The 14,568-nt window shown below is 54.6% G+C and carries 9 protein-coding genes and 1 riboswitch; of the genes, 2 read left to right on the plus strand and 7 right to left on the minus strand.

What is annotated here, in order from left to right; translation table 11 throughout:
- Positions 1–9: 9 nt before the first annotated feature.
- From B2R29_RS15610 to B2R29_RS15635, 6 genes are all read right to left on the minus strand, one after another.
- Positions 10–8,121, minus strand: coding sequence for an Ig-like domain-containing protein (locus B2R29_RS15610; protein ID WP_301181909.1), 8,112 nt, complete (start codon positions 8,119–8,121; stop codon positions 10–12).
- A 10-nt stretch (positions 8,122–8,131) separates the two neighbouring features.
- On the minus strand, positions 8,132–9,355 hold the full coding sequence (locus tag B2R29_RS15615; protein WP_301181910.1) for a TIGR03032 family protein: 1,224 nt from the start codon (positions 9,353–9,355) through the stop codon (positions 8,132–8,134).
- On the minus strand, positions 9,352–10,563 hold the full coding sequence (locus tag B2R29_RS15620; RefSeq protein ID WP_301181911.1) for a S8 family peptidase: 1,212 nt from the start codon (positions 10,561–10,563) through the stop codon (positions 9,352–9,354). Before B2R29_RS15620 ends, B2R29_RS15615 begins: the two co-directional genes overlap by 4 nt.
- A gap of 79 nt (positions 10,564–10,642) precedes the next feature.
- Positions 10,643–11,182, minus strand: a complete 540-nt coding sequence (locus tag B2R29_RS15625; protein ID WP_301181912.1) for a phage tail protein — start codon at positions 11,180–11,182, stop codon at positions 10,643–10,645.
- Positions 11,183–11,196: 14 nt separating this feature from the next.
- Positions 11,197–11,727: a phage tail protein gene (locus B2R29_RS15630; RefSeq protein WP_301181913.1), complete on the minus strand. Its 531-nt coding sequence runs from the start codon at positions 11,725–11,727 to the stop codon at positions 11,197–11,199.
- A 10-nt stretch (positions 11,728–11,737) separates the two neighbouring features.
- Positions 11,738–12,253: a phage tail protein gene (locus tag B2R29_RS15635; RefSeq protein ID WP_301181914.1), complete on the minus strand. Its 516-nt coding sequence runs from the start codon at positions 12,251–12,253 to the stop codon at positions 11,738–11,740.
- Positions 12,254–12,336: 83 nt separating this feature from the next.
- Between B2R29_RS15635 and B2R29_RS15640 the strand changes: the two genes are divergently transcribed.
- A complete protein-coding gene (locus B2R29_RS15640; protein ID WP_301181915.1) occupies positions 12,337–12,840 on the plus strand; it encodes a GNAT family N-acetyltransferase in 504 nt (167 codons plus the stop codon).
- Between the two features lie 24 nt (positions 12,841–12,864).
- Here the strand turns inward: B2R29_RS15640 and B2R29_RS15645 are convergent, their stop codons facing one another.
- Positions 12,865–13,149: a DUF6916 family protein gene (locus B2R29_RS15645; RefSeq protein ID WP_301181916.1), complete on the minus strand. Its 285-nt coding sequence runs from the start codon at positions 13,147–13,149 to the stop codon at positions 12,865–12,867.
- Between the two features lie 251 nt (positions 13,150–13,400).
- A riboswitch (molybdenum cofactor riboswitch) is annotated at positions 13,401–13,564 on the plus strand.
- On the opposite strand from B2R29_RS15645, the gene moaA reads away from it, so the two are divergent.
- Positions 13,554–14,531 carry a GTP 3',8-cyclase MoaA gene (moaA, locus tag B2R29_RS15650; protein WP_301181917.1) on the plus strand — a complete coding sequence of 326 codons (978 nt, stop codon included), beginning with the start codon at positions 13,554–13,556 and terminating at the stop codon, positions 14,529–14,531. Its footprint overlaps the riboswitch before it by 11 nt.
- Positions 14,532–14,568: the final 37 nt, after the last annotated feature.

The following is a 14,568-nucleotide window of genomic DNA, read 5'->3' on the forward strand; positions in this document are numbered from 1 at the left end:
CGGCTTTATTTAAAAGTTATGACGGTAACCAACACTATAAAAATGCGCGTCTTCCGCATATGACGTGAACATAAACTCGACCGCATCGTTGGTATTAACGGTGTAGTCCACACCCACTGCAAACGTAAGAACATCCGTCGACTTCTTATCGAGGTTCAACCCCTTTGCTCCGTCATAGAACAAACGGTTCATACCGAGCTTGAACTGACCGCGCAGCTTGCCGTAACTCACCACTTCTGGACGATACTGCAGGTTCAAGGCCAGGCTGCTGTAATCGACCCAGCCCGTATTGACACCTGCCTTACCCAACAGCCCATAGGACGCCTCAACCGCCAACTCATCCGAAACACTGTACCCCAGGCCCAGTACAAAGCCCGCGCTGTTTTCGTCTGTCAGCTCTACCGTATCCGCCAGCTCCGTATCAAATTTCGATAACCCCGCCGACGTGGCAAAACTGAAGTTTGAGTCCTGCTTCGTTTCACCCATCGCCTGATCACCGGCTGCCTGAGAGTGCCCGGTCAGGATAGCCAGTGGCATAGCTACCAGCAATCGGGTACGGCGGCGCATCAGGACAAGCGCACCACCCAGCAACATAAGAATAGCCAGACTCATGCTGCCTTTCCCCGCCACTTTCACATCTGTTTCGGTATTCACAGAAGGATCGACATCATCGGGGACGCCATCCCCATCAAGGTCGCCCTCAGTAGCGCCCGGAGCCAGATCGACTGGCAGTGCAATTTCATCGTCGATATCGTCGCGGATGCCGTCATTGTCGGCGTCATCATCGAGATAGTCGACCAGACCATCGCCATCGAGATCCGGCAATTCACGGTCATCCCGTACACCGTTACCGTTATCGTCCGTACCAAAGGTCTCGCCGTTGATTTCAGCGTCAAAGCCATCATCAATGCCGTCACCGTCCGCATCTTCACCGGTGAAGAATTCTGCAAGTTCAGCGTTTTCTTCAATGTCGGAGATATTGTCGTTATCGTCATCCGGATCGAGGTGGTTCGGGATACCGTCACCATCGAAGTCACGGGCAGAACCAAAGGCTCCGATCGCGTTATCAACAACATCCATCAGGCCGTCCTGATCAACGTCGGTACTGCTGTCGAGCTGACCGTCTCCGTCCTGATCCAACGCTCCAACCACGGTGCCCGAGAACGCGTCAGACAGGCTCAGATCGGTATCTGTGCCATTGCTCATGAGCTGCAGGAAGTCTGGACGAGCATCTGAATCGGCATCGGTATCTGGCAGATCAGTAGCATCATCAATCAGCGCAGTACCATCATCCACCAGCGCATCATCATTGTTGTCGCTGAGGCCCGCTTCGATAACGTCGGCAATGCCGTCGTTATCAGCGTCGATATCTTGCGAGTTAATCAGGCCATCGCCATCCGTATCAACCTCGGCTTCTTTGGTCGTGGCAATCGGAGCCAATGCAACCGGAGAAACGACGGCGGCACCGACCGTACCTGTGCCCGTACCTGAGCCCGTCACGGGCGCAGTAACAGGAGTGGCAGGCGCGAAGTAAGCGATCAGTTCTGCCAGCGTATCGAACTCGTCGATGACGCCATCCAGATTGTCATCGGTCAGACCTTTAAGCTCTGGGTAGCCATCACCGTCTACATCGAAGTCGAACAGATTCACGATGCCATCTGCGTCATCGTCAGTCATGTCGGCCAATGCATCGATCTCAAGGTTGTCACGAATACCGTCGTTGTCGGCATCGACATCATCTCTGTCATCGGTGCCGTCACCGTCGGTATCGGTACGACCGTCGTCCTCGACAAGATTCGGCAGACCATCTTCGTCATCGTCCTGACCTTCCATAATGGTATCGACCAGAGACTCCAGCTCACTGAGTTCATCGATGTCGGTGATCGCAGCCTGCTGACTGACCGCACGGTTCAGAATCGACATAATGCGGTTCAGTTCATCATCACTCGGACCACTCAGACCGACATTTCGGTAGTCATCGAACGATGCCGGCGTTGATGGCGAGCCGACACTGTCTCCGATATTGTTCCAGGCGTTCTGCTCGATGCTGATAATCACGCCAGTCAGCGCAGAGGTAACGTCTTCGGCATAGCCTGCATCGTCGGTGTATACCGCGTTAACGCTCAACTGATTACCCACATCACTGGCTTGCAGCGTGTAAGTCTCTGCGTTACCGACACTTGCGGTGCCGGATATCCAGTCATAAGTCACGCTACCACTGACACCGTCGCTATCGGAGAGCTGAGCGGCCAGAGTCTGGCCTTCAATCTCATCACCGCTAATCGCAATCGTCGGTACGTTATTGGTATCTACCGACACGGACGCAGAGGCTTCGTTGCCGTTGGTTGCGGCGTCTTCAGCGACATCGGCAGCGATACTGATATCCACCGGAGAACCGACGACATCTGGCGTGACTTTCGCCGTGTACGTCGTACCGGAACCGGTAAACTCACTCAGGCTGCCGCCCGTGGCAGTAATCTCCGTTACCACAAACCCGGTGACATCTTCACTGAAGGTCACTGTGATATCGAACGGATCAGGTGACGCTGCCGGTGCCGTGATGGTGACCGTAGGTCGTGTGGTATCGACGGTAAAGGCATCAGACGTAGCCGGTGCCGCACTGGCGTTACCTGCGTCATCCTCTGCCGTACCGGCAGCAATATCGATCGCCAGCGTGCCATCACCCGTAAAGTCACTCAGAGTGACGGTTCTGGCTACAGGCCCGCTTCCAGACACCTCAATCGTGCCTGCAGCGGCATCGCCTGTGGCGGTGACAGCAACGTCATCCGGGCTCAGGCTGATGCTGTCAGCGTCCGTGTACTGGACCACGTAAGTAATCGCAGTGCTGGAGGTCAGTGTCGCTGATGGCGCCTGAATATTTACCGCAGGGGCCGTGTTATCGACGGTGTAGGTTTCATCCGTCGCGGGCTCCGTCGCGGGCAGAGCGTTGCCTGCCAGGTCCGTGGCAGTCACCCCGGCTGCGAGGTTCAGCCCGACCGTGCCATCGAGTGCTGCAAGATCACCACCGCTGGCGGTTACCTGATACAAGCTGTCGGAGATCTGTGCAACAGCAATCGCTGCAGTTGTACCGGCGAGTGAGAAGTCATCTGCTCCAACACCGGAGACTGCTTCACTGAGCTGTACCCGCCAGGTGAGAGTGTCACTGGCGGTGGTCTCGGCCAGCGGATTATAGCGGCTGATCGATTGCACTACCGGTGCTGTGGTGTCCACGCGATTAGCTGACGTATCAGGCACGCTCGTGATCGTCAGATCCAGCGCGTTGCCTGCGGCATCAGTCATATTTCCGCCGTTGAGGCTGATCGCTCCGATAGCAAAACCGTCACTGTCGTTATCTCCGGGCTGCACCGTGTATGCGAATACGATGCGGTCAGAGCCAGAGCCAGCTGTGTAGAGCGCAGCGACGCTTGATCCACCAATATCCAAAGCAATGGACGGCGCTCCGCTAATGGTGACTGCTTCGCTGGCAACTGCCGTAATAGTGATTGTTTCACCTGCCATGGCGTAAGATGGCGCGGTGACCTCTACCGCACTGATCGAAGGCGGTATGGCATCGACTGTCATCGCTGAGGTATCTGCGGTTGGCAGGCTGCTCAGATCCGCAGTATTTCCAGCGGCATCGGTAATAACACCGCCATTGGCTTCAATGCCCGTCACCCTGAGACCGTCGGCATCGAGGTCTCCCGCCAGAGCGGTGTAGGTGAAGCTCATATTGGCTGCGACAGGTGCCGACGCCATTGCGTAGCGCGTGGTGCCGCCAATATCCAGAACAAGACGCGGCGTGCCTCCTGCACTGTTGAGGCTGACATTTTCACTGAACGTGACAGTGAACGTATGCGCATTACCTTCCGTAATCGTGCCTGACGAATTTGCCGTCAGAGCCGTCACTGTCGGTACAACCGCATCAACCTGTACAGCGGATGAATCGGCAACGCCATTCAGCGTGGTGACCATCGCATTACCTGCAGAGTCCAGCGCATTGGCACCTTTCAGGTCCAGGCCCACCACAGAAATACCATCGGTATCGAGGTCGCCCGTCACCAGGGTGTAGCTGAACGTGAGGCTGGCAGTGCCGCTGCCTGCCGTCAGTGCCGCTTCACGTGTGACCCCGCCGATATCAAGGGTCAGTACCGGCGTTCCCGCCGATACAGTGACCGCTTCAGAGAGAGTCATCGTAAAGTTCAGGGTGTCACCACCAACATACGTTGCCGCCGCTGGTACCGAGACAGACTGAACCTCTGGCGCGATCGCATCGACCAGTACCGCAGAAGTATCAGCAACATTATTCAACGTCAGGTTAAGTGTATTGCCTGACGCATCGGTCAGTGCACCACCGTTGAGGGCCAGTGCCCCGACGCTGACACCGTCCGCATCAGAATCGCCGCTCTGCACTGTGTAGGTGAAGGTCATCGCATTACCGCTGACACCGCTCAGAGCTGCCGAGCGCGCCGCTGAGCCCACAGTGATCGCCAGCGATGGCGTACCGCCTGTGGTATCTGCCGTCATCGGTTCGTCGGCATTCACAATGAAGGCCAGAGTCTGGCCCGACACATAGGTAGCAGCAGCCGGAACTCCGACACTGCTGACCACAGGCGCCAGACTGTCTACCAGCACACCCGACGTTGGAGCAACCGCATTCAGAGTCAGATCCAGAGGGTTGCCAGCGGCATCGGCCAAAGAGCCACCCGCAAGGTTGAGCGCATCCACGCTGATACCATCCGTGTCGAGCAGCCCCGCAGGTACAGTTGCGCTGAAGGTCAGGGCTGAGGTGCCATCACCACCTGAGTAAACCGCACTGAGCGCGCTGGAGCCGACAGTCAAAGTCAGTTCTGGCGTTCCGGCAACGGTCACGTCTTCGCTGGTATTTACCGTAAAGATCAGTGACTCCCCTTCGCCATACGTCGCATCTGCAGGAACATCGACGCTGCTGACTTCTGGGGCCAGGGCGTCAACAATTACGCCTGAGGTGTCCGGCGCAGTGAAACTGAGGTTCGCCGGGTTGCTGGCACTGTCTCGGATACTTCCACCGTTCAGGTTCAGCGATCCGATGGCAATACCATCAGAATCGTTATCGCCCGTCTGGACTGTGTATACGAAGACAGCAGTGCTGGCCGAACTCTCCGCCGCCACATAAGCTGCATCGCGTGGCGCACTACCGACCGTCAGAGAAATCGCCGGTGTTCCACCGGCAGTATTGATTACCAGGTCTTCACTGAACGTCAGACTAACCCGCAGTTCATCACCTGTAGAGTACGAACCATCCGCCGGAGCTTGCACAGCTGCAATGGTCGGAGCCACCGCGTCGACAATAACGCCAGATGTATCAGCAACGCCATTGAGCGTTGTCACCAGCAAGTTACCTGAAACATCGACGACCGAAGCGCCCTTGAGGTCAATACTGGAAACAGTAATACCATCGGTATCCAGATCACCTGTGGCAACGGTATAGCTGAATGTCAGGTCTGATGAACCACTGCCAGAGACAAGCGCAGCTTCTCGCGCTACTCCTCCAACCATAAGGCTCAGTACTGGCATCCCGCCCGATACCGTCACTGCCTCAGACAGGCTGACCGTAAAGTTCAGCGTATCAGCGGCAATATAACTGGCAGCTGCGGGGATGCTGACCGATTGCACTTCAGGTGCGACCGCATCGACCAACACCCCACTGGTGTCTACGGTTCCCAGAGCCAGATTGAGGTCGTTATCTGCAGAATCCTGCAACGAAGCACCGTTAGCAACCAGAGAACCTGTGGTAATACCATCTGTATCCAGGTCACCTGCTGCGATGATATAGGTAAAGGTCATATCGGCGCCGGAGGTACTTGCCAGCGTCGCCTGGCGTGCCGCCGAGCCAACGACCAGTTCAAGGTAGGGGGTGCCTCCCGAAATGGTCAGCGCTTCCGACGCAGTGACAGTAAAGGTCAATACATCGCCCACGATGTAGGTATCCGCAGGCGGTACAGAGACACTGCTGACAACGGGCGCCACACCGTCAACCAGAATGCCTGCGGTCGGGCCTCGGCCATTCAGCGTCAGGTCCATCGCATTGCCCGCAGCATCCGCCATGGTGCCGCCGTCGAGGGTCAGTGACAGCACTTCGATACCATCGGTATCCAGATCACCGGCTGCAACCGTGGTACTGAATACCAACGCCTGAGTACCGGTACCACTGCTGTACGTCGCCTTAACGGGCGTGCCGCCAATCATCATATTGATTGCCGGACTGCCGCTGACGTTAACGGCTTCGTTAGTGTTCACCGTGAAACTCAGTACATCGCCAACACCGTAGGTCCCGTTGGTGGGAACATCGACTGAAGTGACGGTCGGCGCCGTGAGGTCTGATGTCACGACGAAGGTACCCAGCGGCAATGTAGTGGCATTGCCGTTCGTGTCTTCCACGATCAGGGTACAGTCACTGTAGGTGCCGTCAGTCAGCGGCGTGCTATTGTCGGTCTGCGTCAGGCGAACGGTGTACGTTCCGGGAGTTTTCAACCCGGCATCTGCCACGCCACACGAACCTCCGCCAGACAGGTAGCCGGCTTCGTTCGAGGAGTAGGTGACTTCCGGACTGTGATCGGTGGTCGGTGATGCAACTGGGGTTACCAGAGTGAGCTCAGGGGCCAGAGTATCAATACTCAAAGTCACAGTAACAGGTGCCGAGGTATCGACACCATCGTCGTCGGTACCACCGCTATCGGTTACCGTGATGGAGTAGTAAGCGTAGCCTTCCGCATCTGCTGCTGGAGTAAAGAGCAAATCTCCCGAGGAATTAATGGAAACAGCCGAGACGACATTATTCGCATCCAGAGTCTCTACCGCGGAGTAGGTAAACGTCTGACCAGCTTCATCAAGACCACCGCCCGGCTGCGCTGTTGCAAAACTCGCGACTGTCCGTTGTGTGCCACCCGTGCCACTGACACGCTGCGTCGATGGAACAATCAGCGTTGGGGCGTCATTCACGGGAGTAATGAAAACATCCACAGCACGACTGTCGGTCGCAGATCCGTCATTGACGGTAACGGTAAAGGTATCACTGCCTGTGGCATTGGCGTTCGGTGTGTATGTGACCGACGTAGGTGAGGCACCGGTCGTCGGCGCCGATACTGAACCCGTTGCGCTGGCCGTGCCTTTGGTACCACCGCTGGCACTCCATGTCATGGTGCCGGTTGCGCCTGTGCTGGCGGCAAAATCACTGAGCGTGAGAGACGTGGTGGCCGCATCTTCAAGCAGGCTGAATGAAACGGCACTGTCACCGCCGGTCATCTCCAGTGGATCTGGCGCTGCTACACCCGTATCGATGAAGAAAGTGTCACTCCGGGAATTACCGTTGCCATCGGTAGCCGTTACGGTAATGGTCGCGCCACCGCCACCAACTACATTACTGATAGTAATACGATAATCATCGGAAGTACCCGTACCCAGTCGCTCTACCGATAAATCCTCAGCACGAACCGCTGTCTCATTACTGGATGCAACTGAAAAACCGACAGAAGACTGGTTTTTATCAACGACTTCAAAAAGCTGAGAGCCAGAGTTACCAGGGAGTATCGTCATGTCCTCCAGCTTCTCGTGCTCAGGGCGGAATTTGAAAAACGGGGGTTGATTGTCCTGGCCAGGATTCCAGTTCCCGCCGAAAAGGCTCGTACAGAAAAAGGATAATGAGCTAAGAACCGGAAACCCCGCGGCTGTTGAGTAATACGGTGCACCACTTTTCGTGCAGCTGAGAAAATGCTTCCTGCCAGTCAGATTATCCAGGTCGCCACTTTCATATCCGGTCTTTTCTTCGCCAACCGATAACAAGTCATTGCTGGCCAGAAAAGCGAGCGCATCCTGATCCACCGTTCGGGAAACAGCCCGTGCATTTGCACCGCCCCCAAACGCGGAGAATGCTCCTGCCGCTTCAGGGCGACTGTGTTGCTCAACCTGAGAAACGACTGCACGCTTATTCAGGCCATTTCGGCTTACACTGGCTAAACGCGAAGAGGCATTGGCCATTGATGCAGAAAAAGGCGCAGAGAAAGGCACTGCCATGGCGATCACAGGCGCTATGGCTTTGAGGGGTGTCAACGCTCCTAGTCGTTTCTTATTGGGATTGTTATCCATAATAAATCCTTCAGGTTGGGAGGCCTGGGTGAGAAAAGTGGTTCCGCATTCTCGGGTGATCAGGTTCGATCACTTCCGGAAAGCTGGTGTTGTATAAGATGGCGATGTCGTATATCTGATCAACATTGCCCTGAAATTTAATCGTGCCGATCACTTCGTGCGTATCGAGGTTAAACAGCCAGATACCTGAGCAGGTTTTCTCGGAGTCTTCGGTCACCAGACCGGGGCTGGTCACATCACTCTGACGCTTACGGGATAAGCCGACAAACATAATGCTGCCGTAAATATCGATCCCCCGGGTAAAGCCCGGTAATTCTGCAATCACTTCCATTTCACCCGTGTCAGGGTGATAGCAGTTGAGATGGCCCAGACCCGAATGACAGAAATAAACCCGGCCATTGTGCCAACGCGGTGAATGAGGCATTGCCAGCCCCGTGACCACCACTTCATTGCGTTTTACGTCAATCAGCGTACCCGTATGCTTGTCGCTGTCGCGCCACTGTTTGCGGTCTTCGTATTGTGAAAAGGTGGTGACATACGCAGGCTCACCATCGCGGAGCGTCATACCATTTAAATGACAACGGTCTTCTGGCGTAAGTGTTTCAATAAACTGTGGCTTCCACTGAGGAACAAAACTGTAAGAAGGATCGATAGTACAAAGGCATGAAAAACTTGAATTAACCGCCCATAAGCCACTGTTTCCCCATTCGATGTCATGGATATTAATCATGCCGGTGTAGTGAGTCGAACGAGTAATAAAACAAGCATCGACGCGTGCGTCGACCGGTTTCAGTTTTTCAACATAGGCCTTATTCGCCAACCGCTGTTCAGCATCAGCCTGTTTCTCTTCATCGTTTTTGTGAGCGCGGGGCGCCGTAATGTCCTGAGCAATATCCGGCAGGGGTTTCTTAATCTGCTCGAGTAGACCGTCTTCCCGCTGAAATTGAATAATCTGAGTAAAGGTACCGAGTATCAGGCCCTGATCTGTTGCCGTCAGGCCCATTGGTCGGGGGAATTCTTTAAAGTTAATTTCCAGGTCTTCGCCGTCGGTACGAACCAGCATCAGACGACCGGCCTGATAGGAAGTAAACGCCAGTGAGATATTGAGATGCTTAAGAATCGCCGGAATATTACCCGAATAGGTAAACGAAAAATCCGTCGCGTTTTCCGCAGAGTCTTTCTGCGACGCCTGTAATTGAGGCTCTTTCTCCTGATTCTTAGTCGTATCAGTCATGATTCTGGCCCCTGCAGACTGGACTGATATAGAGACAAGCGTTGTTGCAGTCGCGCAACCAACTGATGAAGAGTAAGCGAAGGGTCTTGTGAGAGAAGCAGTGCAAAATAGCCACTGGCCACAGCCGCAGATAAGGAAGTGCCACTGAAACGTCCATAGCCGCCCGGCACCACTGCTGGCGCGGCTTTGCCATAAACGTATGCATCCACTGACTGTCCATAGTTGCTGAACCTCGTCCTTTGTCCCTGTCCGTTAGCTGCTCCGATCACCACAGCCGCCTGAAGCTGGGCTTCCGAGTCTTCCCCAGTCAGCTCCATGCCATTGTTTCCGGCGGAAAATACCACAGCAGAGCCTTTTCCTCTGCGGCCATTTTGCGCCAAGTCTGCAACGATATCAGCGACGGGCTCCAATAACCATTCAGAGCGCCAGCTAGCGTTAACAATGTCAGCTTGAGACAGCTTAGAGAGGTAAAAACTGAGCAGCGTATCACTGGTCCAGGTATCCGGCTGACGGATAGCGATCAGGCTCGCCTGCGGCGCGATTCCGTCAATGCCGACGCCATTGTGAGCAGCGAAAACCGTACCCGCGACTTTGGTTCCGTGCGAGTCGCCCTCTCCCCCTGGACTTACATCCTGTGAACGACTGGCCGTGTCGTAACTGAAAATCACCTGAGTGTGCGTGAGCTCCTCATGCTCCAGATCAAAACCATCATCAATAACGGCAACGCGCACCCCTCGACCTTGAGGAGTCGCCGGCCACAACTCAGGTATACCGAGCTGGGTGAGATAGGTGGGAGGAGTCGGCGTCGAGACGTCTGCTGCATGCTTCTCTCGCAGTTGCAGGATATCTGGCTGCACCAGACTAATGCCCTGAACCTCAGACAACGAACGGATCACTACGGGTAGACGGTCTCTTATTCCGACACTAACGGAGTAATAGGCGGCGGCGTCCATGAGGTAAAGCTCACTGACAGCCTCAATACGGGAATCAAGCGCCTGTAGGGATTCGCGAGTAAAGCCATTTGCCCGAACAATCAGGCGATCAGACAAACGTACCAGCAGATCTTTGCCACTGACCCGGTACACGCCCGCCTGGGAGTCATTGGCGGCAGGCACTAAGCACCAGGCCTTACCGAGATTCGGGAAAGGCAATTCGCACCCCATTACAGGAGCCGAAAACATAACGAGCAACAGCAGTAAACTACGCATTATTTCTCAAGCCAATTAAACTGAAAAAGGGGCCTCCCTGCCCCTCACTCATACACACATCACTTATCATTCATAGCTATTAGCTACGACTTGGATAGAGGCCCACCAGCGCAATACAAAAATTCATGCCCATCAGAGGCTGACGGTTTTCGTGCGCCTGACTGCCTCCCATCGTACCGATGGCTTCTGTCGCCATCACTGTATTCTTCGTTGATGCGGCATTGAGGTTCATGATGTTATCGCCAGTCGACGGCCTGTCTATCGCCATCATTCTGGTATTCGATGGCGACGCCTCTGTCCCAACTGTCTGAGCACCGTAGAGGACGTGCTTGTGGTTGGGAAGTTCGGCATCGGTGAGCGTGACTTCATTAACGCCGGTTTTTTCCCCCAGGCGACGCGCCGTCAGACCAGGACCTCGTCCTGGGTGCATCGGCGCGCGGCCCTGCAAATCCGGCAAGGCAAGTGTCGTACGACCGTCACCACCATACGTTGTACCCAGAATTGAGAACAATGCCGTATTCTGAGCGATGGGCAGTAATTGCCCCTGGCAGAAGGCCCAGCCACGAGGGGCAAAGTTGCAGCCAAAAATACGGATTTCTCCGATAAATGGTTCAGACATAATAAAACTCCTTTTCAGTGCCGCGAGGGATAAATACCGACCAGGGCCATAATGTAATTAATGCACAATGACGGCATCATATTCTCATGCGCTTGTGAGCCACCCGCAGCACTGACTGCATCGCTACTCAGGCTTTTGATTTTGTCGACTGACGGCACTTCAACATAAGGAAGGTCACCATCATTATGAGACGCTACAACATCACTTGCCGGGTTGTTGCTATCAGCGATATTGGCTGCCCCCAGGTATTCGTGATTGTGACTGGGAATCTGATTGATGGTCAGGTTCACCTTCTCACTGCCGTAACGCGCTCCCAAGCGGCGAGGGCTTAATCCCGGTCCTTGCCCTTGGTGTACAGGCAAGCGACCACGCATATCCGGTAAAGCGAATGTTGTGCGGCCATCACCACCATAGATGGTCCCGATCAATGAAAACAGCGCATCATTCTGGCTGACAGCCAATAGTTGACCATCACAGAAAGCCCAGCCACGCGGAGCGAAATTTCCGGCGAACATACGAATCTCGCCAACAAATGGTTCTGACATAACTGGCTCCTTAACTACGCGATGGGAAAAGACCCTGCATCGCGATGCAGAAATTAACGACGAGGGATGGCTGTTCGTTATTGTGCGACATAGAACCACCGATATAAGACACCGATTGCGATGCGAACGAGACCAGGTTCTGAGGCTCTGCATAGTAATCCGTTGGTGAACCACCATCGACTGCGGACGCTAATATATTGCCATCAAAAGACTTGGTCGTTCCGGCTTCTGTCGTCGCATTCAATGGATGTCGGTGCGCTGGCATATTGGCATCCGTAAGGGTCACGGTTTCTACACCCTCACGTTGACCCTGGTGCAAACTTGCATCCATTCCCATTGGCGTCCGACTGCGGAGGTCAGGCAGTGCAAATGATGTGCGTCCATCGCCTCCGTAAGTCGTACTCAGCAATGAATACAACGACTGATTCTGATTAATAGGTAAAATCTGGCCATCGCATTCGGCCCAGCCTCGCGGCGGCCAGCCGAATCCGAACATGCGGATTTCACTCAAAAAAGGTTCTGCCATTCTGATCTCCCTCTGTTTACTTTATTCGTGGTTTTACCCACACTTTCTTCCTAAGAATGATCCCGGTAATCAAGGAACTACCAATGACCAACCGAGCCTGGGAAAGCCGCATCACGCTGCGTTCTGTACGCGACAGTGATTATTCGTTTATGGAGTCGTTATACCGCACCACCCGCGAAGCGGAGCTGGCGATGACCCCCTTTAACGAACACCAAAAAACACTTTTTATTCAGCAGCAGTTTTCGGCGCAGACACAGCACTATCACAGTCATTACTGCAGCGATCATTTCTGCATTATTGAAATTGATGGCCGACCTTCCGGTCGTTTCTTTATTGATTACTGGAGCGATGAAATCCGCATTGTTGATATCGCCATCCTTCCTGAGTATCAGGACTCTGGCGCAGGCAGCCACCTGCTGCAGAAAATAATCAAAGAAGGTAACGAGAAAGGCCTGCCGGTGAGAATTCACGTTGAGCAGAATAATCCGGCGAAAAAGCTCTATGAGCGTCTGGGCTTCAAGGAAGTCAGCCGCTTTAACGATGTCTACATTCTGATGGAAACAACGCCCGAATTGATGTCTGCCTGATCTGCATCCATGCATAGATAATTCCTAACGCTTCCTGCTGATCACGGCCTGGTACTCAGTCGGGCCGTGCGCAGTAATAAAGAGTTCACCGCTGCCAATCGCTTCATGCGTGAGCCGATACATACCCTGCGGTACACGAAAATCATCCTGTCCTTCAAGCGAGACCGCAAACGCCTCCCACTCGTCGCCATCCAGCGCAGTACGCTCAACCTCTGAGATGGTCAGTCGTACAGAATTCTCAGCCTGGTCCGATAAAGTCACCTGCTGACCGAGCAGGGATTCCATTGAGTCGTATGTGATTGCTTCCATAAGTACGTCCTGTAAAACACAACACAGGTATCAGACGCACTACGTCTGAGAGTGTCAATGGACGACAGATGGCGATTGTCCACTGCGATGAGATATCCACAACGACGCAAAGATCCGTTACGCCACAAGCATAAAAGTGTCTCAGATGAACTAAGTATATTCGCTTGGGTGGCACCCTGACCGGATCACTCTGCGGAACGAACATGTGCACCGGCCAACAATTGTCCGTAGTGCATGGAAGGCGTACACTAATCTGAGATTTACGCCGAAGCCCGGCGACCTTCATCCTACATGGATATGGTTGACGGGCCGCGACCCGGAACTGAGGAATCCGCCTCAACTCTGTAGGTTCGCCGGGTTCGTTGGGAAACTGACGGGCCTCCCGCGCTTGGAAAGGTGTACCCATGACATTGCAGGACCATCACGGTCGGCGCTTTAACTATCTGCGCCTGTCGGTGACGGACGTGTGCAATTTCAGCTGCAATTACTGTTTGCCAGACGGCTACCAGTGCAGCGATAGCACGCCCCCGTTGTCGGTGGACGAGATACGTCGCGTCGTGACCGCTTTTGCCCGCCAGGGCACCCGAAAAATCCGCATTACCGGCGGAGAACCCTCCGTGCGCCGCGATCTCCCTGAGATCATTCGCACCGTCGCGGCCGTCCCTGGCATCGACGATATCGCACTGACCACCAATGGCTGGAAGTTACCGACCTTCCTGCCTGACTGGATTGATGCCGGCCTGACACGGCTTAACGTCAGTATCGATAGCCTCGACCCACGACAGTTCAAAGCCATTACGGGTCACGATCGCCTTCAGGATCTGCTGGATGGGCTGGCGATGGCTCACGAGATGGGGTTCAACGACATCAAAGTAAACGCCGTGCTGATGCGTGGCCACAATGCCGACCAGCTACCGCACTTTCTGAACTGGATCCGGACAACGCCGGTGTCACTGCGCTTTATCGAATTGATGCAGACCAGCGACAATCAGGATTTCTTCGAAGAGAACCATATCAGCGGTGACAGCATCAAAGCTCAACTGCTCGATTCTGGCTGGCAGCCCGTACTGAGAAAATCCACAGACGGCCCGGCCCAGGAGTTCTGGCACCCGGACTACGCCGGGCGCATCGGATTGATCATGCCCTACAGCAAAGACTTCTGCTCCAGCTGCAACCGCCTCAGGGTGTCAGCGAATGGTCAGCTTCACCTATGTCTCTTTGGCGACCAAGGCTACGACTTTCGCCACCTGCTCGGCAGCGACGAGCAGATCACCGACGTTATCGCATTCCTTCAGGACAGCCTGAACGAGAAGAAAGCGACACATGCCTTGCACGACGGTGATACCGGAGTGCGAACGCACTTTGCTGGCATTGGTGGCTAAGTTGGTGGCTAAGTTGCCGGTAAATCTGAGGGCGCAT

Source organism: Thalassolituus sp. UBA3500 (assembly GCF_002377545.1).
Lineage (GTDB): Bacteria > Pseudomonadota > Gammaproteobacteria > Pseudomonadales > Oceanobacteraceae > Thalassolituus.

Bases quoted from the DNA above. Each gene is read 5' to 3' on its own strand.
- B2R29_RS15635 (WP_301181914.1), bottom strand. From the start codon at position 12,253: ATGGCAGAACCTTTTTTGAGTGAAATCCGCATGTTCGGATTCGGCTGG.
- B2R29_RS15630 (WP_301181913.1), bottom strand. From the start codon at position 11,727: ATGTCAGAACCATTTGTTGGCGAGATTCGTATGTTCGCCGGAAATTTC.
- B2R29_RS15625 (WP_301181912.1), bottom strand. From the start codon at position 11,182: ATGTCTGAACCATTTATCGGAGAAATCCGTATTTTTGGCTGCAACTTT.
- B2R29_RS15640 (WP_301181915.1), top strand. From the start codon at position 12,337: ATGACCAACCGAGCCTGGGAAAGCCGCATCACGCTGCGTTCTGTACGC.
- B2R29_RS15645 (WP_301181916.1), bottom strand. From the start codon at position 13,149: ATGGAAGCAATCACATACGACTCAATGGAATCCCTGCTCGGTCAGCAG.
- B2R29_RS15610 (WP_301181909.1), bottom strand. From the start codon at position 8,121: ATGGATAACAATCCCAATAAGAAACGACTAGGAGCGTTGACACCCCTC.
- moaA (WP_301181917.1), top strand. From the start codon at position 13,554: ATGACATTGCAGGACCATCACGGTCGGCGCTTTAACTATCTGCGCCTG.
- B2R29_RS15615 (WP_301181910.1), bottom strand. From the start codon at position 9,355: ATGACTGATACGACTAAGAATCAGGAGAAAGAGCCTCAATTACAGGCG.
- B2R29_RS15620 (WP_301181911.1), bottom strand. From the start codon at position 10,563: ATGCGTAGTTTACTGCTGTTGCTCGTTATGTTTTCGGCTCCTGTAATG.